The organism is Salinibacter altiplanensis, from assembly GCF_002894645.1.
Lineage (GTDB): Bacteria > Bacteroidota > Rhodothermia > Rhodothermales > Salinibacteraceae > Salinibacter > Salinibacter altiplanensis.
Genome location: NZ_NCQY01000016.1, coordinates 18,193 through 40,062, shown reverse-complemented (window position 1 = coordinate 40,062; position 21,870 = coordinate 18,193). Strand labels below are relative to the sequence as shown.

Here is a 21,870-nt window from a genome sequence, read left to right as displayed (position 1 = left end):
TTGACCAGTCACTGATAGCTTGACCATATGCCAACGTCCCGCCGCGCATTTCTTGAGAGGTTTCTGAAGGGAGCAGGTTGCTTTGCAGTCGCCGCAAGCCTCCCTGGCACGACCACAGGCGCGCCTGCTTCTCCTGCCCCGGGCCGCTCCGGCGTGACCTACCAGTTCCCGCAGGGACTGGCGTCTGGAGATCCACTTCCCACGTCGGTGATGCTCTGGACGCGGGCCACGCGCGAATCACCCCCAGAGAAATCGCCCCCAGAGAGATCATCTGCGGAGGCAGGGGGGAAGGGCAAGCAGGGCTCATCCATTCCTTTGGCCCTCCACGTAAGCCGGGACGAGGACTTCTCAACGGTGGTGGCTGAGCGACAGATCAGCGCTCCTGCTGAGAGCGACCATACGGCGCGGGTGCTGGTCGAAGACCTCCAGCCAGGTACGACCTACTATTACCGGTTCGAGGCCCCGGACGGGAGCCGCCCGGCCCATGTGGGGCGAACGAAGACAGCCCCCGCGCCGGATGAGGACACTTCAGTTCGATTCGCCTTTGCGTCGTGTCAAGCGTACGAGGCGGGCCACTTCGGGGCCTACCGATGGCTTTTGGAAGAGGACGCTTCGGCCTCCCCGGAGAAGAAAATCGACTTTGTCCTGCATCTCGGAGACTTCATCTACGAAGGACTCGGGTACGGAGAGGCGCGAACAATGCCCGATTTTCCCGATGGTGGGCAACACGGCCCCGACGGGACGGAGCGTCATGCGCGGACGCTGGCCGACTATCGGCACCTGTACAAGAGGTACCTGTCTGATCCGGATCTTCAGGAGGCCCGGGCCCGATTCCCATTCGTGAATATCTGGGACGACCACGAGTTTAGCAACGACGCGTGGCAGAGCGCGGCGACATATGAGAGCGGGAGGGACCCGGCCCAGCAGCGAAAGGTCGCCGCCAATCGAGCCTGGTTCGAGTTCATTCCGGCGGTCCTTTCCGACCACCCCGGCACCTCTGACCAACCCTCGCACGCAAAGGACTTCACAGAAGCGGCCGTCGAGAACACTCCGCTCGAAGCAGACCGAGGGACCGAGGTTCACTCTGATGAGAACAATCAGGCAGCGGTCGACACGCTGACGATCTACCGGTCGTTTCGGTGGGGCCGCCACCTGGAACTGGTTTTGACAGACACACGGTCGTATCGGTCGGCGCACCCCATTCCTCCAGAGATCAACCGCCGCATCGGGGGCACCGACCGGTACCTGGCCCCTCTTCGGGCCGTGGAGGCCTTCGACGCTGGAAAGACGTACAACGACGGGAATCCGCCAGACTCGATCATGATCGGCGATACCGAAATTTCCAACGTGCGGCGCGATCAGCCCCCCGGAACGATGCTCGGGCCCCGCCAGAAGCGCTGGTGGAAGGACGTGATGCGAAGCTCAGAGGCAACGTGGAAGGTGTGGGGCCACTCGGTGCCGACGCTTCCGATGCGGCTGGACCTCGATTCTGTCGATCCAGAAGGCGAAACGGTAGTCTTTACAACCGACACGTGGGACGGGTACCTCCGAGAGCGCGAGGAGCTGATGCGCTTTCTGGAGACGCAGGAGATCACAAACTTTGTCTCCCTCTCTGGCGACAACCACAACACGTTTGCCGGCGCAGTCAGCCCGACGTACGAGCATTCCGGCCCAGAGGCGGCGGCCGAGCCCACCCTTGGCGCAGAGTTTTCGATCTGTGGCATCAGTTCCCCGAGCGTTTTTCAGGCTCTCCTCCAGGCCATCGGCCCCGACAGTGCGCTGCGTCCCCTCGTTACGGGCGATGGCCGAATACAGGGAGACCAGGAGGTATCGCTGAACATGACCTTCCTGCACGGCGCGAAGGCGTCTGTCACCGCAGCAAAAACGGGAAGCGCCCGCCAGGGCCTACAGGCCGCCAACCCTGCTCACAATTCCCACCTGAGATACGTGGACAGCAGTGCGCAGGGGATTGGAGTCGTGACGGTCACTGAGGATAACGTTGAAACCGAGATGGTCACGATTCCGTCGCCGGTCGAGACCCCACGGGCGGCGGACCCGACCCCTCTACGGACAGCTCGCTTCCGCCTAGCTGCTCGGAACGGAGGAGCGCCCGTTGATCTCCGTGGGCCGGAGATTTCAGGGCAGCCGCCCTTTCCCCTGTCAGCGGCTCAGGGCTGATTTTCTTAACCCGCCGGGCCTCAGTGAGTGCGACGCGCTTGCCGGACGGAGGCCGAACGGATGGAATGCGTAGCCGCATCCACAGAAAGCGATTTCCTCTGACCGAGTCGGGCCCGATGGGAGATAGAATCCCGGTCCCGTCTGGCAGCGCGGCCGGACTGCCGATCGCCATCATCTCGCGACCCTTCCTCGCAGGGTTGAAACCTCTCCTTACAAGGTTGGAGCCTTCGGCGGACTGAAGATCCCTGCCCTCCGTCAAAGATCCCTGCCCTTCGTCAATTATGACCTCAATTGCGACATCAGCCGCGACGTCAACTACGAGGTCGTCTCTAACTACGAGGTCGTCTCTGCGGCATCTCCAAACGCCGTATCGATCCAGTCGGCCAGCTCGTCGCGCACCCGCCGGAAGGCCGCGCGCTTCTCCTCGTCGGGACACAACCTGCCCCGACTCAGTACCCATTTTGGTGGCATAAATTATAACAACCGATAATGCGGGGTTACCGGTTGTTATCGGGGGAGCTGAACGCTACGTTACAGTCCTAAGCTACGGCCCGCCGGGCAGCTAAAGCATGCGCCCTCTCGCGGGCGGATGCGCGAAATGTAATGCAATGACTTCCCCAATTGCCGAATGCCCGAGCCCATCGGAGCCCCCACATTGAAGCTCCTCCGGCACGGCGGCCCTGCAGTCACGCTCGAAAACACTGCGTGGCTCGTCTGGCCCTCTGAGCGAAGGTCCGGCGTGAGCGCCGTGATGAGCAGCGCTCAGTTTGTGCACTTCAATGCGCCGGTCGTTTCTGTTCAGCAGAACGGCCGGATGGAGTGTTTCGACACTGGCGGCGAACTCGTCTGGACAAGCAACCTCGCCTGGCCCCGAGCAAACCTTGAGATGGCTCGCCTCCCGACCCGCCCGGACGTTTTGCGGGAAGACGCTTCCCGGCGTGACACTTCTCAAAAAGACACCTCTGGAGAAGACCCCGAGCGCCTGCAGGAGCTGCAGGAGAGCCTCGGCCGGCTGGAGGAGTTTGCCTCCAACGCGCAGGCAGAGAACACCATCCGGGCGTACGCCGCCGATCTGGAAGACTTCCGGCACTGGTGCTCCCGGATGGGTCGGGAGTGGCTGCCCGCCGAGCCGAAGACGATTGGTCTCTACCTCGGCGCCCGGGCCGACGATCTGAGCCTGGCCACCCTGGAACGTCGGCTCGCCGCCATTGCGTCGGTTCACAAAGAAGAGGGATATGAGTCGCCGGCCTCCGTGGCCGAGGGTCCATTGAGGAAGATTTGGAAAGGCCTCGTTCGGGAGAAAACCCGCCGGCAGGACGGCGCTCCTCCCCTCATGGCCCAAGACCTCCGGTCCATTATCGAGCACCTGCCTAGGTATTCAGCTTCGGGCGACGGGCCGACCGGAGAGCTTACACTTACGGCCATGCGCGATAAGGCTTTGCTTCTGGTCGGATGGACTGGAGCCTTGAGGCGAAGTGAGCTGGTGGCGCTTCGCGCAAAAGACATCGAGTTCATCGAGGGAGAGGGCGTGAACATCTACGTCCGGAGGTCGAAGGCGGACCAGGAGGGCGAGGGCCTAGTCAAAGGGCTGCCCTACGGGTCTAGCAGAGAGACCTGCCCGGTAACGGCGCTTCGGCAGTGGCTCCGGGCCGCGGGCACCGAAGTTGAGGGAGACTTCGAGGGAGACATCTTCCGCCGTTTCTACCGGGGCGAATCGATTGGCTCCTCGGCCATGACGGCCCAGTATGTGTCGACCGTGCTGAAGCGCCACGCTGAAACGGCAGGGCTCGATCCGGAAACGTACTCGGCCCACTCCCTCCGGGCCGGCTTCATCACGCAGGCGATCCGGGCGGGGAAGCCGGAGCGGCGCGTGAAAGAGCACTCCGGCCATTCCTCTTGGGAAACGTTCAACCAGTACGTCGAGGAGGCCGGGACCTTTCAAGACAACCCCGCCGAGGACATTGGGCTTTGAGAAGACATCGGGCTGTAGGGCATCTCCCGGTCACCCCGGCGCAATAGCGACGTATCAACTGTTTAACTCAGCTGTTCGAGGATATGTCATAGAGGATATGTCATAACTGTTCGACGACACATCAACCGTGAACTGCGCACACTGGTTGATCGTGGAACCGAGTCACGCACAAGCCCAAGTCACACAATGGACCTGACCCGGTAAGGTGGACAAAGACACCGTCCCCGGCTGAAAGAAACAGCTGCTGACTTGCTTCCCCTCAATCTTTCCTCTCCTCAACACCTCCTCTCCTCAATACCTCCTTTCGAACTATGCCGACGCAGACCCTCGAAGAGCTGGATGTTTCCCTCCCCTCCGCCGAATACAAAATCACCTTCTCAGACGAGACCGTCACACTACTGTCGGTCCATCCCGGCGAGTCTCTCGAGGAGAGCCTCTCGGAGATGCTCACGTCCGCTGGAAGTAGTCCTGCGGAGGTAAGCTCTGTCGAGCTGAACAGAACGTTTGACCTGGAAAAAGAGCACCCCGATCTTCTCGGGTAAGCCCTTTCTAATCAGAGGCTGTTCCAATTCAATCGGGCGCCGGCGCGCACTGATGCTCGGCGAAGCGAAGAGGTCTCGCTTTCCCGTCGGCGCCCCTCTCCTGCTTTCCCTCGACTTCCAGTGTCCTATGAGCACATCCGACCTGAAGATGAGCACATCCGACCTGAAAAAGCTCCGAGAGAGCGGCGATCCGCGGGCCAATCCCGAAGCGCCATACACCGAAGATCGGGAGCACTTGGCCGAAAAGTGGCCCGATCGGGCCGAGTTCCCGAAGCGCTACATTGTGATCTGGAGAGAGACGCGGGGCGTGGCCTTGTGGCAGGTGCAGTGCAGGGCCAAGGTGGAAGGCCTCACGACGGCGCGGAAGTGGGCACAGGAAATGTCGGTCCAAGGCGACACGACCGGCGAGATTGCATGGGTTGTTTTCGAGGACAGACGCGGAGACCGGGAAACCGTAGACGTGTGGAGGCAGGGATACCGGCTCCCCAATGACCAGTCAAATGACCAGTACTCCGACGACCGGTGGACGGATAACCGGTGGAAAGATGACCGGCGGACGAGGGAGCAATCCAGAGACGACCATCGGACGAAGGAGGGCGCCCCTCTGCCTCAGCCGGACGTAGAGAAAACCTCGGGGAAGCGGTAGCCAAAACGAGCCGGCATTCTTCCGGCCTCCCCGCCGACGGAAACGCGTCTCGACGTTCCCGCCTGAGCGGTCTGAATAGGCACCTGCGAAAACGCCCACCACGTCTATCACGCCCACCACGCCCACTGTGTCAACCACAATGACTTCTCCCCGCCAACGCCGCCAGCGGTCGCGCCGGAAAGAAGAGCGGCCGCCGGGCCGGTACGTCTCGATTGCCGCTCTCGTGTTGTCTGCTTTTTCTCTTCTGGGGGCAGTAGCGGCTCCATTCTTGCCGTTCTCAGGAGGGATGGGACTTTCGGCTACGGTGTCCGGGATTGTGTCGGCTGTTGGCTTCGCGGCCGTGTGGGCCGCCCTGAAGAACCTCCGTGAGATCAACGAGTCGCTGAACGCAAAGTACAGCAGCTCCAAGGACCGTTAGGCCTTCGGCAGGTTGCCGGTCGCTTTTCCGGCCCGACCGGCATCCCAGTCGGTTGGCGTTATGATGAACCTCGACTGACATGAGGACCCGCGAAAACGACTATTCCGAAATGCCCAGCTGCATCCGAGTAAAATAGAGAGCCCGGCTTCGAAATTCTCTTTCGCAAGCTTTCTTTCGGAGTATTTCCCGAGAGCATGCCCAAACTATCGATGCATCACCGCCGCTTAGTGTCTCACTGCCACTCAGTACCTCACTGCCACTTGAGAGCATCGGTTCTAATCCTTGCTTTGTCGGCCGCATCGCTACTCGGCCTATCGGCGCAGGAAGCACGAGCACAGACCAGGTCTGCTGAGAGCGGAGAGACCGAGACCGGGAAGGCCGAGATTGGGAAACAGGTGCCCGCCTTCGAGATCGAAGCGCTCCGAGGCCCGGAGCGTGCCATCACACCTTCTGATTTTGAGAGCCGCTACGTGCTGCTTAACCTCTGGGCCACCTGGTGCGCGCCCTGCATCGAAAAGATCCCGGATCTCCGAGAGGCGCGGCAGCGCTACCCTCCAGAAAGGCTCGCCATCTTGAACGTCTCGTTCGACCGCTCCCGGTCGAAGGCAACGGCGTTTTTGGAGAAGCGCGAGATGCCGGGGAGCCACGCACACGCAGGTGGGGGACTCATGGGCGAATTCGGAGATAAGTTCGCCCGCATGCCGAGCGAGTCGGCCTCGGTGGAAGCAAGAGGGCTCCCAAATATGACCCTCGTTGGCCCAGAGGGAGAGGTCCTCGACATCGCATCTGGCGGCTCGGCTGACCTTTTGAAGACGCTGAGCGAGCATCTCTGACGTCGGGCGAGCATCTTTCAAGTCGTCGGTTTCAAGACGCCGGCCCGAATGTCCTCTGACCAATGCCCCTCAACCTTGCTTCAAGACCTTCCATCCCTTTGTGGCTGAGGAAGGGCGCTGGCCGACGTGAAAACCCAGACAACGGCCCTTCGGCTCGTGGCCGACAACCCAGCTCGTGGCCGACAACCTGGAGGACAACCTCGACCCCGAGGCCGATAGTGACACGGACATCTTTTACGACTGATGGCGCCTTCCTCTATTTCGAACACTCCTCTGCGACTGAGTCAATTCTGACTTTCTGGGGCTCGGAGACCCGTCTTTGGCACGAGGCGCACGTGCCTTTGGCATCACGCACCTTTGCCATGAGGTGCGCGCACAGATGACTTCGACTCGGCCGATGCTTCAGGGCAGACAGCTCCGAAACACTGACCGTCCATGGTCAGGCGGATTACAGACAGGGCTCCCTGAAGGAGTGACATGCTGGCAAGGCGCCGAGCATAAGCATTTGTCGAGTGGGCCCTGATCGGCGAAAACCCCACTTCTTTCTGCTCAGCGCGCCGCTGGGCCGACCCGTCGTGCCGGTCTTCCGGCTGGTAGTAAGGCTTGGACCTGTGGACGTGCCAGCCGATCTACTCCAACACTTCAGAGGGGGATGTTTCCCTCAGGGAAGCATGTGCCTGTCAGTTACGTCCGAGCCGCAGACCAATACGTCCAGCCGACCTACTCATGAATGATCTCGGCCTCGACTCCGAAGTCTCTGCAGAATCGAACGGCGCGGGAGCCTTCTGGACCGGTCCGGTCTCCACGGCCCTTGCTGCTCTGCTTCTGGCCGCTGGGGGTATGCTTCTAGGGGCAGGGTCTCACCCGGCTCGGGCTCAATCTCAGGACACAATCCAGGTGGCCGGAACCGCTCTCGCGCCTGGCGACTCAGCGACGGCGCGGCGGCTTCTGAGGGCTGACCTCGGGCCGAGGTCTCCCCGCTGGACGGCTCTCCGCGACTCGGCCAGTCGCGGCCGGGCGGCCAAGACATTTATGCAAATGGCCCGCCTGGCATATCCCAGCGAGGCCCGGGCCGACTCGATGCTGGCGTTTTTCCGGAGCGTAGGCACTGCTCACCCGGACCCGCAGGTACGGGCCGAGTTTCTCTTTGGAGGGATCCAGGTCGCCGCCTCCGCCGAGCGGAAGGAGGCCCGAGGGCAGTTCTACAAGCGCCTCACCGGCAGGCACGGGGAGTCCGAATACGCCGAGCAGGCCCGGCGCCTCTACGCCCCGGGCAGCCCAATTGAGGCCGGGAAGCCGCTCCCGGAGCTCACGCTCCCGAAGCTCTCGGGCCCGGCGGCTACGTTCAGCAAGAGCGACTTCGAGGGGAAAACCGTCCTGATCGACTTTTGGGGCACATGGTGTCCCCCTTGCGTCCGGGCGATGCCTCATCTCCACGAGGCCTACCGCCAGTATGGAGGAGAGAACTTCACCATCCTCAGTGTTGCGCTGCGGGACAGCCGAGAGGCGGTAGGAGAGTTCCGGGCCAACGAGTGGGAGATGCCCTGGAACCATGCCTTCGTGCCGAAGGGAAGCGACCTGCAGAAGAGGCTGCGGAGCCGGCTTGACATCAGGGGACTTCCGCTGGCCATCCTGGTCGGCCCTGGCGGGAAGATTCTCCACGTCAGCCGCGGGGTTGGGAGCGGAGAGAAAACGGCTCAGGCAATCCGGGAGGCCGTGGCCGAAGAAAACGCCGAGGACGCTTCCGGCCCGGAGAGCATCTCTGAGGGAAATTCTGATCGTTAGCCCTTGCGCTTCTAAAGATAGCCCTTGGCCTCCTAAAGACCTTTACCGCCCAGAAGATGCGGCACTCCAGCAACGTTCTTGCAGCTGTTCTCGCCTCACCCCCGAGCCCTTCTATGACCCAACGAATTCCCCGATCTCTTCTCATCCTTCTCTGCGCCGCGCTCCTCTCCGTAGCGGTGCTCTCCATAGCGATGATCGTCCCGGCGGCGGCTCAGGAGAGAACCGGGCCTCCAGGTGAGCTAACTGGATTTGAGAACATTGACGGCACCGCGTTAAAACCGGCCGTTCTCTCCTACGACGCCACGATGAAGATGGGCGGGAAGTCGGTGGACCTGTCGTCGGCCCTGACCGTCACGGCCACCTCCGCAGGCGAGGCCGATGTCGGCGGGACCGACACCGGCGGGACCGACACCTGGACGCTCGTAAACGAAATCAAAACCCCTCGGGGAACCAACACCGACTCCCTGATCATGGACCGCTCCACGCTGCTCCCGGTGTCGCGGCACCGGAGAGGGGGGCGTGTGATGGACCTCACCTACGCCGGCCTCTCCACCTCCGGCAAGACGGAAGTGTCCGGCAAGATAGAGACCGGTGGCCAGTCGAAACCAATTCGCGCGGAACTGGAGGGCCCAACCCTCGCAAGCGGCGTGCACGACGTCCTCGCCCTCGCCGCGATGCCCTTGAAGCCAGGCTTTCGGGCGGCGCTCCGAGTCTTCTCCCCTCAAGACCAAGCGACGAAGAGGGCCGAATTTGAGGTGGTTGGCACGGAGACGGTAGAGACGCCCGCCGGCTCGTTCGAGACGTACGTGGTGGATCTGAACGTAGGTGATGGCTATGTGACTGGTACCGTCCACCTCCGAAAAGAGGCGCCCCACTACTACGTCAAGTGGAAGACGGAAATGTCGTCGGACCGCGGCACCCGCACGGTCACTCAGACCCTGTCGTCGATGAAGACGGAAGCGCCGCGAGGTGCGCAGTAGTCGGGCTTTTTTCTGAAAACATCGGTCCCAACTAGCGGCCGGAGGGTCTGTCTCTGAGGTGGCCCACCCAGGATGTCACTTTCAAGAACGACTTCTTCGTCAGTGACGGCGATGAATCGTGAGGCCCACGGTTTCTATGCGAACTGCACACAGTACCATGCACACAGCACCAAAAGTGAAAGGATCTTACTGCTCCGTCGCTGGGATTCCCGTTTTGACCTCTGTGATTGACGTCTAGAAACGTGATTGGCGTCTAGAAACAAAAGAGTCGACCAGAGGACTGGAGAGTGGAAATAGAATTGCACCATTGGATAATGCAGGCTTGTCGGCTCTATTTGCCCACCTGCATGTGGGGGAAGTTGAGGCCTGCGAAACAGGCCGTTGAGGCATTTTGACACCTCTCGGCTGAGCGGGGCAGGTTCCCGACCTGCATGGAGCCTCCTCTGAATAGGGACTCCTCTGAATAGGGACTCCTCTGAATAGGGACTCCTCTGAATAGAGACTCCTCTGAATAGAGACTCCTCCAACCGGAAACTCCTCCAAGCAGGCGCTCCCTCAAACAGGCGGTCCCTCAAACAGGCGGTCCTCCAATACGAAACGCCCGTCCCAAACTGCATGGTGGTGTCAGCATCCATGGCAGTTCTACCGCCGACTGTCCACCATCAACTGCTCATCGCCAACTGCCCATCGCTGACCATCTGTAGCCGTTCCGTTGTAACCCCTCTCAAATCGGCCAAAGGAAAAACATTGGCCACCACACGTCCGGAAAACGCAGGCGGCCGCACGCACGCCCCAATGCGAGATTCTTTCGCTTCAGGCGGTGCTCATTGTCGAAAAGTCCTGTTGCCGAAAAATCCTGAATCAGGTTCAGGATGACGTGCTCACGGGGGTTTTTCGGATGCGAAGGGAGCAACGAATTTCTTCCGTAAAGAACGTCATACGCAACTGACTCAGGGTTGCACTGCCCATCGGTCCCTCATTCGGGGGAAAGAAGGGGGGAGCTTTCCACGAAGCCGCGGACGGCCCGGAGCTGCCGTTCGGTATTCAGGCCGTTGTCCGTCGGGTACTGGGCTGTGCGGTGGATCTGCGTGATCAGTCCCTCTAAGGCCTCCCAGCAGATTCCCGTCATCTCCTCGATGTTTTGTCCTGATAGGCGGGTAGCAGCTGACGAGAACCTTGGCGATTCGGCGGGCCGCTCGGGGAATCCCGCGGATACTAATCGATCGGACCTTCTGCTGCTGCACGCTGCCCTCCGACCACTGGGCGGTTGCGTAGAGGCGGTATTTCTCTTTGTATTCGCCGGTGTCGCGAACCTGAAAGCCAAGGCCTCTCACCCCGGTGCGGCTGAGAGCGGGAGCGTCAGACATGGTAGTCAGCCATGATAATCAGACATGAGAACCTGCGTAGGGAAGCACCTGCGGGAGATTTGACCGAAACAGTCAGCCTGTCGAACAGGTCGCGTTCAGCCGCCGTGATCGAACTCAGCCTCTGAGGTCGAAGGCCTCGGCATCGAACGTCAAGCCTGCGTCCTGTAGGCGCTGGGTCAGGGGCATGCCGATTCCGGATGCCGGAGTGAGGCTCCCTCCCCGCAAAGCAGAGTCGGCCTCCCCCGACGCGAGACACATCGCCGATTCGGCGAGCATGATTGCAGTGGCGCCGTATCCTGGGTCGCGGTCGGCCGCCACCGTTCCCCGCACGCCAAACCGAGTCCCGGAGTCGTCCCGTCCCCATCCGTAGAGCGAGATGTCGAAGTATCCGCTTTCGATTGCCTCCCGGCTTGGACCTTCTCCCGGGTCGGGCAAGACAAACGTCTCCAAGAGGCGCCGCAGGGGAGGCGCCGCCACCACTCCCACGAGCGCTGCCGACAGGAGGGCCGTCCCCCACGCCTTGGCGGCTCCCGAGAGTCCCGGCCCGAATTGCATGGATTCGGCGTAGCGAAACGCAGGCCCGTACCTATCCCCCATCAGAGCATTGCCGCGCCGCACAACTTTCTCGTTGACAGGGGCCATCACAAAGGGGCCTGTCCAGGTGCCTACGGTCTGGTCGTACCGGGCGCCCAGTTGGGGACCCTCATCTTGGAGACCCTCGTCGGGACCAGAGCGCGTGCCAGGCGGGTTGAGGGCATACGGGTCGGCCAGGATCGACCGAACGCGGTCGTCTCGGGAGGCCCTCTCCAAGGTGCCGAAGAGGCTGGCGAGGGTTCCCCCGCTGAATCCACCCTGTGCGTCTGTGACAAGTAGGCGGATGTTCTCGCAGGGACGCCCGTGTATTTTGCGAGACTCTTCCTGAATCATCAGCGTCCCGAGGTCGCTCGGGATCGAGTCGAATCCACAGCAGTGCACGAGCCGAGCCCCTGCCTCCCGGGCCTCCTCGTGACACCGGTCGATGATGTCTCGAACCCAGGCGACCTCTCCCGTCAGGTCGCAGTAGTCCGTCCCGTGAGCGACGCAGGCCTCGACGAGATTGGTTCCGTACTTGGCGTACGGGCCCACCGTCGTGCAAATGACTTTGCTCTGCCTGGCAATCGGGCCTAGGCTCTCGGGGTCAAGCGCGTCCCCGATGAGAATCGGAAGGTCTCCCGACAAGGAAAACTGGTCTTTCAAGTCGCGTCGGAGCGACTCAAGCTTGGCCCGGTTCCGACCGGCGATTGCCCAGCTCATCTCGTTTCCGGAGCGTCGGTCTTCGGAGCGTTGGTCTTCGGAGCATCGGCGTGCAAGGTACTCGGCGACGAGGCGACCGACGAACCCAGTCGCGCCCCATAAGACGACGTCGAAGGGGCTGGTGTCCTCATGTGCTGTGTCATGATGTGCTTCGGCGTGTGCCATGGCTTTCAATCGTTGTGCTTGCTACGGCGACCTATTCCCGTTGCACTGTATGGATGAGGGCGCATGAGAGAAAGCCTCAAGCCTGCAGGTCCCTCGGAGTCCAGGTCCTTTGAAGTGCAGGTCCTTCGGAGTGCAGGTCCCTCAGAGTATAGGTCCTTCAGAGGTGATCCCAAAAGTTTCGGGACGCCACTATCTTACCGTTCTCGCACGCCAAAAGCAACGAACGGGTGACCGATCAGGGGTTGGCGATCGGGGGACGGCCGCTCTCATTGAGGAGGTTCGGAAGATTGGGGCCAATCGTTCAGCTCTCCGACTCAGGATTCCCCGGTTCAGGATTCTCCGACTTGAACGAGAGGAGTCCTTCCTTTTCCGCGTAGTGCATTCCCACCCCCCACAGGACCGATGTGAAGCCGACTCTTACAAAAAATGCGGTGGACCATTCCCCGACCGGCGTACCTATCCACTTCGGAGGCAAGGTTCCCAGCAGAGCTTCCACGGGCGGATAAACCAGGAAGAAAACTCCGGCGAGAAGTCCGATTCGTTCGAGCGTAGACCTGGAGGCAAGCAGAGAGCCAAACCGGGAGCGCAGGGTGAGCAGTGAATCGAGCATTTTGCGGCTGGGTCTCGGGCGAGTTGGTCGCATGTGAGCGTGGCCAGAGAGCCGGACTGTTAACGATACCGCCGAGGGACATGTTACCGAAGGACCTGGCTTTCCGGGAGGCGTGGCATTGCGAGAGGCACAGCTTTCCAGAAAATGGGGAAATGACGAACGGCGAGCCAAGTCCTGGGCACTGGTACGAGACGTAAGGGCAGTTATGTCTCGTTTCTTTAGGGGGGCAGATCGCTGGCGAGCCCGGTGGTGCTTTCCCAGTTTGGGAAATCAGGTCCCACCGTAACGGGCAAATACTGGCCGTGTCTCATCTTCGCATCCGTACGGATCTTGCCGCAGACTGCCGCAAAAGTGCCAGAACCGGCCGCACTCTGACGCACTTCGCCGCGTTTCTCCAGAATCCTCCTGAACCGTTCAGATGTGTTCGCCAGCATCTTATACCAATTGCTTATTATAACCCTACACTTGCAGCTTCCAGCAAGTAGTCGTACCCGGTCAGGGACGCGACTGCCTCGTTGGTATATCGGGACAGAGCCGTTCGGGTCTCCTGCCGCAGGTCTGCCAGGCACTTGTAGAAGTCAAACCCGAGAGTGTCTTTGAGGTCTTGCCACAGCCGCTCCACCGGGTTCAGCTCTGGGCTGTACGGAGGAAGGAATTCCAGATCGACGTTTGCCGGAATCGAGAGCTTGTTCGCCTTGTGAAACTGGCCGTTGTCCAGAACGAGGACACCCGTGGCTCCGGGGAAACGTCTCGGCGAATCGGTTCAAGAAGACCTGGAAGCAGTCGCTGTTTAGCCGCTTGTGCTCTGTGAAAAACCGCTGCCCAGTTTCGGGTTCGACCGCCCCGTAGAGATAGAAGTACTCGTAGCCGGGCTTTGCGGTCTGAATCGGCTTCACGCCGGGAAGGGTGATCCGGTGTCTTTTGATCGGCATCAGTCCAACCCGACACTCGTCCTGACAGAACAGGCGCACAGGCCGACTTGCCCCCGCCAAAACGCCTGAAAGCAGGTCGGGAAGCTCCTCCTGAAAGTCTATTTGCTCCTGCTGGTTTTTTTGGATGAGAGGGCCGAGGCGTCTTCAGCTTGGCCCCAAGATCGTATCGCACGATGCCGTGCACCGTCGAATAGCAGAGCTCTATGCCTTGCTCCTCGGCGAGCCACTGCTGGATTTCTTTGTAGCTGCCAAACCCTTCCGGCTCAGCGAGCCGGTCTTCCAATGCCTCCATCACTTCCGGTGGGATCGACTGCTGGCCGGGCTCGGGCCCTGGATCCTCGACCTCCTGGATTTTCTCGATGCCTCCTTCTTCGTAGAGGGACAGCCAATTGGCAACCGTGTGGCGATGGACGCCTAATTGGCGAGCCACGCCGCTTCGGCTTTTGGCCTCTCCGGTCTTCAAAAGACGGAGCATCTGGAAGCGGCGCTGGATCTGGGCGTCTTTTTCCTTGCGAACAAGCTCTTCGAGCTGCTGGGCTGACTCGGCAATCTCAGGAAGGTTGTACATGGCAGGCGACTCCTCATTGGGCGGTGCTATTCGGAGCCAACAACCGCCCAGACCGTATAATGATCCTCAGCACTTGGTATTATTGCAGCCTCTTCACGGTGAGCCCTTGACGCCCTGGGGGTCGATTTTTGTGTACTGGCCACTGCCACGCATTGATAGTTTTAGAGAGAGTCCGCTCGCCCCCTAGCTGTCGCTCAGGGCGGGCTTTTTCTATGTCTCTTCCGGGAAAGCGCCACGAGCAGCCATGCCTGTTGAGTTCATCATCGGCGTAGGGCTGATCGTCGCGGTCGGTCTCGGGTTTACCTTGCTGAGAGGCAGCGGTCCCAATGACCCCACGGCCATCAAGCGGCGGCTCAAGGACCACCTGGGAAACATGGAAAAGTTGAGGGAGGCAGACGACCGCAGAGAGTCGCTCGGAGAGTGATTGGACTTCGAGTGAGGCGGCCGTCCTCCCACGTTCAGCCCGGGCGCTCCGTAGCTGTCGCTTCAGGGCTATACCGCTTTTGCTCGAACGGCTTGCTGCCAGTTTCCGCGACGTTGAGCCGGATCGTGTCTGGGGCGGCCCCAGCCGGCGGCGCGTGGGCTTCTCTGTGCTCCTAAAGGCGCCACTCGTACCTCGGGTGGGGCACGGTCTCGCCCTTGTGGTAGGCCGTGCCAGCGGCGGCTGTGTCACCGCCACTGGACACCTTTTCTTCACCGCCCGCCCACGAGTTCACTCAGGACTTTAGAACTTACAGAGTTGCCGGAACTCTATGTGTCTGGACATGAAACTGGCACGGCCTCCACTGCCCCTTCACGCCGGGTCGGCTCCCCTCTCATCCCAGCATCCCTGTAGACCGCGACGGCTCCGCTCAGCATTCCTCGGTCGGGGCGAAGGTCGAGCAGTGTCCCGGAGAGCGCCCCGGCGCGCTGCACCCGGATGGACCCGTCTTTTCTGTGCTGCCACACCGAAAATGGGCGGGACTCGCGGCGACTGTCGAACCAGGAGTATGCGTCGTACGCGGCCCCTTCGCCTATCGATGACGCCCGGGTCGTGTCCAGCTCGACGATCTGCGGTAGGGCCCCGGCCGGCAGCCAGGCCCGAAGTGAATCCCGCTCGGCACCCTCCGCCGTGAGGCGAAGCCTGAAGCATCCAGGCGGTTGGATGCGGACCGTATCCTGTTCGGCACGCTGACTCGTCGAGGTCGTCCCCTTTTCGGTGTGGCGACATCCCTGTAGGACTGCAAGACCAGTCGCCAGAAGTCCAAAACAAAGCACGGCGGCCAGCCTAGTGGTGCGGTTGCTCATCGATCCCATGACACGTGTGGGGAGTGATTTGCTCGTAGGCGGTTTATGGGTCGTCCCCGAGCAGGCTACCGAAGGCGGTCAGGACGAAGGCGCCCGGTCCGTACGACGCGTCCCTCCGCGTCAATGCCAATGAGCGGTCCGCTCCGGATGTCATTCCCGAGGGGAATTCGCCCCCTGGATTCCTGCCCTCCCTCCTGCACCTGAGGACGGGCCTTCAGGCTGCTGGACCCGGTCTCAGCGAAAACGAACAAGGCGGGCCGTCGAAACAGTCGCTGCGGAATTCGGTCGACGTGCCGACTGAAAAACCCGACGCTAAAGGTCGAGTCCATGGGCGCGTCGGGCGCTCGGAGCGCAATGCCGTGGTTCTCGGCGCTTCCAGTGAGCCAGCTGCGGGCCACGCCCGTCACGTCCGGGGTACATCGCTCGCAGGACTCAAAATCAAATGCATCGATGGTGTCCCGGAGTGCGGGTCGGTTGTTCCACGTCACGTCCCCTTCCGACCAGCTTTCCGCAACCGGAGACACCGTGATGTCGTGACCTGTGGTTTCCGCGTTCCGGTCTGTGACCACGAGGTTCCCCACCGCACTGTTAACGGTGACCCCCATCGGCAGTGAGGACGGAACGTCAAACCGTACGAGGCTAGAAAACACCTCGCCCTCCGGGTCCGTGGACCAGAGCATGTCATTGTTGGAGCCGGCTACAAGGACATCAGCGAGCCCGTTTCCACCCGGGACGCCAAAGTTTTCGTCAGACGACGCAGGCCGGCTCAACGTGGCGTCTGCAACGGGCCGCCAGAGAGTCTCTTGCGGCATGGGCAGGTCGAACGGATCGGCGGCCGACAGGTCCACCTCGTAGCCGATATCCTGCAGTGCCGCAAGGGTCACGCGGCTCAAGGGCAACTCAGAGTCAGCGTTGATGAACCCTGTCATCAATTCCGACTCGAAGTTATTCCCGCCGAGGGTGCCCTGTCGCCAGTGTGCCCCGGCCGTTCCGCCCCCACCGATGTTTTCAAGGGGAACGCCCTCACTCAAATATGCGCTGCTCCCGTCCAGCTGGTCGAAGGCCTCCGTGGTGTTTGCTCCTGTGTGAGACGGATCTAGAGTATTGAGGTCGGTGGTGTTTTCGCCCCATCCCTGAATACTTCCAATCCCAATACCGAGGGCGTGGCCGACCTCATGGGTGACAATCTCCTTCAGCTTGGGGTTTTCGAGGTCAGCCGCGTCGATTGTGACGATGCCCGACGCGGAGGTGGCAAAGTCTTCAGTGTCCGCCGTTCGCACAAGACAGGGCCCCGCCTGAGCAAGCGTGCCTCCGGGCCCGTCGAGATTCGCCTTCTGAATGGCGATAGCAAGGTCGTCGATGCCTCTCTCCTGAAGTTCGCATTGCGCCGCCTGGCCAGATGGAGGGAAGAGGGGACGGAGGTCTCCCGTGATCGCGCCTTCCCAGGGAGCGAGTGCCTCTCGTACCGTTCCCTTCTGGCCCTCCGTGAAGTCGCTTAAGAAGCGGAGGCGAGCATCGAACCCGGGCTGCTCGACGACGATGTCTGCCGTGGCAGACGCCGTATCGCCGTCGCGGTCGGTGACCGTTAACGTCAGTGCGTGAGGACCCGGCGATAGGGCTGGCGACAGGCCGTCTCCCACCCCCAGAGACCCATCCACGTCGGAAGACCACTCCAGGCGGTCCCCCTCCAGTTCCCCACCGACAGGGTCAGCCCCGGTGCCTGTAAGCGTGACGGCACCCTCGTCGACGCCTGACTCGTTTTCGGGCGAGGTGATGCTGGCGATAGGGGGCCCGTTCACTGCGACTGAGGCGCTGTCTTGATCCGTTCTATCCGCACTATTGGTCGCGGTCAGCGTTATCGTGTGCAACGCGGGCGACAGATTCACCGTCAACGTATCGCCGGTTCCGAGCCGCCTTTCTTCGATGCTCCCGAGTCGGTCGTCGACCTTCGATGTCCACACCAGATTCTCCCCAGAAAGGGTTCCGTCTTCCGGATCGCTGGCCTCTCCGATAAGAGTTATGGTCTCGTTCTCGTTGAGGGTATCGGCCTCTGCCGGCGATGAAATGGTAACTGTCGGAGTCGGGGAAGTGCCCGAGTCTTCCATTCCACTTCCAGAGGAATCACATCCTGCCAGACTGACGGCCAAAATCACCAGAAGGAGGGATGATCGGAAGAGAGTAGAGTTCATAGCGCACTACTTCAACGAGGAAGCATCTGGGACAATACGTGACTTTGTCTCGCCTACATGGTCTCGTGGGAGGCCGTTCCAGCCGCGCCTGTGTCACCGGTAATCACCGCGCCGGTGTCCCATCGTCTTCCACTGGCACGCGGTCGGAGACGCCGCCCACGAAGTCGCTCAGGGAGTCGAGGTTCACGGGATCGTTCATTGGGCGCTGTCGCTTTGGGTACTGTCGTCTCGGGAACTGTCGTCTCGGGAACTGTCGTCTCGGGAACTGTCGTCTCGGGAGTTGTCCTCTCGGGAGTTGTCCTCTCGGGAGTTGTCCTCTCGGGAGTTGTCGCTTTGGGCTGTCCGCTCGTGGTCCGGCGGCGGCGAATCGGTTTCGAACTTGACCACAACGGCCGTGTCGCCATCGGGAAGACTGTCGATCCATTCGTTCAGCGCGTCTCGGTCGGTAAAAGCGTTCTCTCGGCTTGTGCCCAATCCCCCAGACGGGTAAAACTCCGCCACGTGATGCTGACCGCCGCCGCGGGTCTTCTCTTCGATTCCCGCCACGAGGTCGCCGTATGCGTCAGGGCTTACAGGGTGATTCATGGGGTTACGTCGTTGGGATCGGTCCAAGTAAAGGCGAGTGCTCATCCTCACTTTTCGTCCTCTTCAGTGCCGAGTCGAGCGGCACGGTCGGCAAGGGACTGTCGAACTTCCTCAATCGGGCGTGTCGGCCTCGGGAGGTTGTCGGGACGATCAGGCACCGGCGGCATCGCCGTAGGCTCTCCACGGAGGCGAGACAGAAACGCCTGTCCTCGACGGGCAAGCTGCCGCTTGTACTCACACACCTTTTGCCACTCTACACACCTTTTGCCACTCTTCCCGATCTCGGAAGCGGTCAAAAAGACCGCCAAGAAAGTCGTTCAGGGCACTCGGGTTTACAGGGTCGTTCATCAGTCGGAATCGATCGTTTCGGGGCCGGTCGTGTCGGGGTCGATACTGTCCGGGGCGTAGAGTGCCAGCGGCCCGTCTACATCGTCCCCAACGGGGGCCTCGGCCTTTTCCATCCATCCGGCGCGTGGCGCCCACACCGGCTCAGAAAGGCCGTCTGGGGGCGGGTCTGCCCCTTCATCCTGTGCCCACCTCGGGCCGTACACAAGCCACACGGGTTCTTCCGCCGTGCCCATGTGCTCTTCAATGCCGCCCACGAGCTCGCCCAAAGCGCCCGGGCTTACGGGGCTGTTACTTGGGGAGCTGTCGGGGCTTCCAGTCGGTTCGTTCATCAGTTCAGGTGCCGCTGTCGCTTCGAGCTGTCGCTTTGAGCTGTCGCTTTGAGCTGTCGCTAGTTGCGGCGCTGGCTCGAGGGTATGGTGAGGGCTTTCAAGTCGTCGAGGGCGTCGGCCCGCCGGTCTTTCTGCACGTGCGTTTTGAGCACGTCGGCCATGCGGGCCTGAAGGTACTCCACTTCCGCTTGGGTCAAAGCGGTGCGTGTCTGAATTTTGTTGATCGTGTCCAGGGTGCGCCGAATTTCGCGCTGCACGCTGGCGTATCATAAACCGAATTATGATGCGCACCTTCCCCGGCCGAATCGGAGTGATTTCCGGAGGTCAAAGTAACAACCGATAAGTCGAACTTATCGGTCTTTGTCGGTCGTGAGAATTCGGATCTGGCAGGCAAACTGACCGGATCGCCAACGAAGTTGCCCCCCATCGCCAAAAGTCTGGTACTCCCCTTCTACCGTTGCTTATCTCGCTTCTGATCCACTGCCAAAGAGGCGGCGGTAAGGAGGCGCTGGGGGCCGCCAATAATCTGGTACCCCCCACTATCGCCAAAAATCTGACTCCCCGTAATCTGGCCCGATCGGGCGCTTGGCCGAGAGGACGCGTTACGCTTTTCCATCTATTCGGCTAAGTAGTCGCTTGTGACCCTTGCGGCGCGGATGCGTATCGGAAACCTAAAGAAGCGCAACAGCTGGGGAGCAACAGCTAGGCCTCCTTCGGGTGGCCTTGCGGGTGGTGCCGTCGAGGGCCCGTTGCTACCATGTGCAGACTGCCTGAATCACCACCCCGTTACAGCTGCCCCTTGACAATCCGGGGGCCGATTTTATTATTTTGGGTAACACAAAGGCAGTCGAAGAAAAATCAGCTCGCTCCGGGAAAGAGCGAGTCTTTTCTATTTCTCCCGTCTGTCAACGCCGGTTCGGAGCATTTACTCAACTCTCCTCAAGACCGGGCACGTCGCCGAGGCCTAACTCCACGCGCTGGATTTCCTTGTCCCTGTAGACCTTGCATCTTCTCGGCTCGCGACAGGTCGAGCAGATCCAGTGCCGGGAATCCCCCTTTGTGAGCCTCGTGGTTTGCTTCCATCCGTGGTCCCTGAGAAAAGCGCCGAGGCTGGGAGGTGGCAGTTGGGAAGCGGCAGGTAAGAAACAGAAGCTAAGTCTTTTGCAAGCGGCCATGCAGAGTGCCGTTGGGAAGCTGTTGCTCCCGGATCTATTGCTTCCGGCTATCGCTTCCGGAGCTGTTGCTTTCACGTGCAGCCTGCACACGACAGGTTCTGAGGCCGATATATCCGTTTTGTTCAGTGGCCTTCGGTTTGCCATTCCGCTTGATACTACTTTTGTAGTATTAAACAAGCAGTACCAACCAGATCCCTTCCGGTCCATGCGGCTCCTGCTCTCTCTCCTTCTCGTTTTCTTCCTCCCCCTTGGCGCCGATGCACAGGGTCTCGGCCAGGGCACGGCGGAGACGCCTGTCACTGACTGGCCTTCTGCCAATGCCGACACCATGGGCCTCAGCACAGAGGCGCTTCAGACGCACCTTGACCGCTGCAAGAAATCAGGCGCCTTCGGATGTCTGGTCGCTTACGAGGGACACGTGGTCCAGGAGTGGTACCGGAAAGACCATCGCAGCCCGTTTATAAAGACGCGCTCGGCGGTGAAGTCCTGGACGGGGCTTCTTGCGGGCATGCTCATCGCGGATGGCGCCATCGACAGTGTCGGCGTGCCGGTGGCCAAGTGGATTCCGGAGTGGACCGCCGGAGCGGAGGCCGGCGTCACGATTCGGCATCTCCTGACGATGACATCAGGCCTGAGCGACCGCACTGGCAACCCTATGACGATTCCAACTCCCGATTCGGCGACGGCCGCATCAATTCCGGAGGGGCCTGGTGTCGTGGCCGAGAAGAACACGACCGGATACGTTCTCGATCTCCAACTCGATTTTCCGCCCGGGAAGCGGTTTTCCTACAGCAACGAAGGGGTCCAGCTGCTCTCCCCGATTCTGGAGCGGGCCGCGGGAATGCCTCTCGTCCGCTACGCCCACGAGCGACTGTTCGGCCCGTTGGGCATGGAGAATACCCGCCTCATGGCGGACGAGTACTACAACACCGTCACCTTCGGCGGCGCTGAAACGACCCTCACGGAGTTTGCTCGCGTCGGGCAGCTCATGCTCAACGAGGGGCGCTGGAACGGCCGAAAGGTCGTGCCTGCATCGTGGGTGGAGCGGTCCACTACTCCCATCGAGCAGATGCCCAACTATGGGTTGCTGTGGTGGATCGACCAGAAGCGAAACAACTACGCGGCGACGGGCAGCCTCGACAATGTCTGCATCGTCTTTCCGGGTCTTGACCTCGTCGTGGCCCGGATGCAGCGCGACCCTTATCCAGGGGCTGAGGTCAAGTATCAGAGCACCCAGACCCTGGGCCTGCTCCGGCGGATCGTCGAGGAGGAATCGGCCACGAAGGAATAGCGCCCGGCCCCGGAGTGTCCGTTCTTCGAATTCAGAGCATCCGGTCTTCGAATCCGTCCCTAAAATCAATCGGAGAAATCTGGCGATGCTATCACCACTATCTGTTCGGTGTATCGCGATCGTCCTTCTCGGTGCGACGGCCTGGGCGGCAAGCACCGGATGTGCGGGTTCGGGCCGGAGCGCGCAACCGCAGGCGAGTCGCCTGGAGCAAGCGAGGGCCTACTCCGCCGAAAAGGCGGGAGATGCGCTGCTAGTGTGGAAAGGAGGCGACCTCATCCTCGAAAACTACCAGAACGGCTATGACCCGGAACAGCCCCACATCCTCACGGAGGTGAGCGCGCTTTTCCCGACCCTGACGGCCCTGACGCTCGCAGACG

At 61.1% G+C, this 21,870-nt stretch carries 21 protein-coding genes; 11 read left to right on the top strand and 10 right to left on the bottom strand.

What is annotated here, in order from left to right:
* The first annotated feature begins 27 nt into the window (after nt 1–27).
* From B7R93_RS07215 to B7R93_RS07185, 8 genes are all read left to right on the top strand, one after another.
* Entirely contained in the window at nt 28–2,178 is a 2,151-nt protein-coding gene (locus B7R93_RS07215; RefSeq protein WP_103020139.1) for an alkaline phosphatase D family protein, read from the top strand.
* A gap of 628 nt (nt 2,179–2,806) precedes the next feature.
* Nucleotides 2,807–4,150: a site-specific integrase gene (locus B7R93_RS07210; RefSeq protein ID WP_103020138.1), complete on the top strand. Its 1,344-nt coding sequence runs from the start codon at nt 2,807–2,809 to the stop codon at nt 4,148–4,150.
* Between the two features lie 311 nt (nt 4,151–4,461).
* Nucleotides 4,462–4,692 (top strand): hypothetical protein, encoded by a 231-nt coding sequence (locus tag B7R93_RS07205; protein ID WP_103020137.1) that lies wholly within the window; start codon nt 4,462–4,464, stop codon nt 4,690–4,692.
* A 127-nt stretch (nt 4,693–4,819) separates the two neighbouring features.
* Nucleotides 4,820–5,338: a hypothetical protein gene (locus B7R93_RS07200; RefSeq protein ID WP_157942246.1), complete on the top strand. Its 519-nt coding sequence runs from the start codon at nt 4,820–4,822 to the stop codon at nt 5,336–5,338.
* Between the two features lie 139 nt (nt 5,339–5,477).
* A complete protein-coding gene (locus tag B7R93_RS15270) occupies nt 5,478–5,756 on the top strand; it encodes a hypothetical protein (protein ID WP_157942245.1) in 279 nt (92 codons plus the stop codon).
* Between the two features lie 287 nt (nt 5,757–6,043).
* Entirely contained in the window at nt 6,044–6,589 is a 546-nt protein-coding gene (locus B7R93_RS07195) for a TlpA family protein disulfide reductase (RefSeq protein WP_232798146.1), read from the top strand.
* A 1,038-nt stretch (nt 6,590–7,627) separates the two neighbouring features.
* Nucleotides 7,628–8,374: a TlpA family protein disulfide reductase gene (locus B7R93_RS07190; protein ID WP_232798145.1), complete on the top strand. Its 747-nt coding sequence runs from the start codon at nt 7,628–7,630 to the stop codon at nt 8,372–8,374.
* A gap of 113 nt (nt 8,375–8,487) precedes the next feature.
* A complete protein-coding gene (locus tag B7R93_RS07185) occupies nt 8,488–9,354 on the top strand; it encodes a DUF3108 domain-containing protein (RefSeq protein ID WP_157942244.1) in 867 nt (288 codons plus the stop codon).
* 976 nt (nt 9,355–10,330) lie between these two features.
* Here B7R93_RS07185 and B7R93_RS15265 read toward each other — a convergent pair.
* The 5 genes from B7R93_RS15265 to B7R93_RS15815 all read right to left on the bottom strand — a co-directional run bounded on the left by B7R93_RS15265 (nt 10,331) and on the right by B7R93_RS15815 (nt 14,289).
* The gene (locus B7R93_RS15265) at nt 10,331–10,483 is read right to left on the bottom strand and encodes a hypothetical protein (protein ID WP_157942243.1); all 153 of its coding nucleotides are present in this window, start codon (nt 10,481–10,483) and stop codon (nt 10,331–10,333) included.
* A 352-nt stretch (nt 10,484–10,835) separates the two neighbouring features.
* The gene (locus B7R93_RS07180) at nt 10,836–12,179 is read right to left on the bottom strand and encodes a saccharopine dehydrogenase family protein (RefSeq protein WP_103020132.1); all 1,344 of its coding nucleotides are present in this window, start codon (nt 12,177–12,179) and stop codon (nt 10,836–10,838) included.
* Between the two features lie 301 nt (nt 12,180–12,480).
* On the bottom strand, nt 12,481–12,789 hold the full coding sequence (locus B7R93_RS07175) for a hypothetical protein (protein WP_103020131.1): 309 nt from the start codon (nt 12,787–12,789) through the stop codon (nt 12,481–12,483).
* Between the two features lie 451 nt (nt 12,790–13,240).
* The gene (locus tag B7R93_RS16330) at nt 13,241–13,468 is read right to left on the bottom strand and encodes a transposase (protein ID WP_423815919.1); all 228 of its coding nucleotides are present in this window, start codon (nt 13,466–13,468) and stop codon (nt 13,241–13,243) included.
* A complete protein-coding gene (locus tag B7R93_RS15815) occupies nt 13,417–14,289 on the bottom strand; it encodes a helix-turn-helix domain-containing protein (protein ID WP_232798144.1) in 873 nt (290 codons plus the stop codon). The genes B7R93_RS16330 and B7R93_RS15815 overlap by 52 nt, the downstream gene beginning before the upstream one ends.
* Before the next feature lie 244 nt (nt 14,290–14,533).
* On the opposite strand from B7R93_RS15815, the gene B7R93_RS07155 reads away from it, so the two are divergent.
* Nucleotides 14,534–14,713, top strand: a complete 180-nt coding sequence (locus B7R93_RS07155; RefSeq protein WP_103020129.1) for a hypothetical protein — start codon at nt 14,534–14,536, stop codon at nt 14,711–14,713.
* A gap of 326 nt (nt 14,714–15,039) precedes the next feature.
* On the opposite strand, the gene B7R93_RS07150 is transcribed toward B7R93_RS07155, so the two are convergent.
* From B7R93_RS07150 to B7R93_RS07130, 5 genes are all read right to left on the bottom strand, one after another.
* Nucleotides 15,040–15,576 carry a hypothetical protein gene (locus tag B7R93_RS07150; RefSeq protein ID WP_157942242.1) on the bottom strand — a complete coding sequence of 179 codons (537 nt, stop codon included), beginning with the start codon at nt 15,574–15,576 and terminating at the stop codon, nt 15,040–15,042.
* A 65-nt stretch (nt 15,577–15,641) separates the two neighbouring features.
* Complete coding sequence (locus B7R93_RS07145; protein ID WP_103020127.1) at nt 15,642–17,681, bottom strand: DNRLRE domain-containing protein; 2,040 nt, start codon at nt 17,679–17,681, stop codon at nt 15,642–15,644.
* Nucleotides 17,682–17,960: 279 nt separating this feature from the next.
* Entirely contained in the window at nt 17,961–18,350 is a 390-nt protein-coding gene (locus B7R93_RS07140) for a hypothetical protein (protein WP_103020126.1), read from the bottom strand.
* A gap of 347 nt (nt 18,351–18,697) precedes the next feature.
* Complete coding sequence (locus B7R93_RS07135) at nt 18,698–19,027, bottom strand: hypothetical protein (protein WP_157942240.1); 330 nt, start codon at nt 19,025–19,027, stop codon at nt 18,698–18,700.
* Between the two features lie 59 nt (nt 19,028–19,086).
* Nucleotides 19,087–19,284 (bottom strand): hypothetical protein, encoded by a 198-nt coding sequence (locus tag B7R93_RS07130; protein WP_103020124.1) that lies wholly within the window; start codon nt 19,282–19,284, stop codon nt 19,087–19,089.
* Nucleotides 19,285–20,407: 1,123 nt separating this feature from the next.
* Here B7R93_RS07130 and B7R93_RS07125 point away from each other — a divergent pair.
* Both B7R93_RS07125 and B7R93_RS15810 read left to right on the top strand, forming a co-directional pair.
* Nucleotides 20,408–21,493: a serine hydrolase domain-containing protein gene (locus B7R93_RS07125; RefSeq protein ID WP_157942239.1), complete on the top strand. Its 1,086-nt coding sequence runs from the start codon at nt 20,408–20,410 to the stop codon at nt 21,491–21,493.
* A gap of 85 nt (nt 21,494–21,578) precedes the next feature.
* On the top strand, nt 21,579–21,870 hold a 292-nt coding region (locus tag B7R93_RS15810; RefSeq protein WP_232798143.1), incomplete at its 3' end, for a hypothetical protein.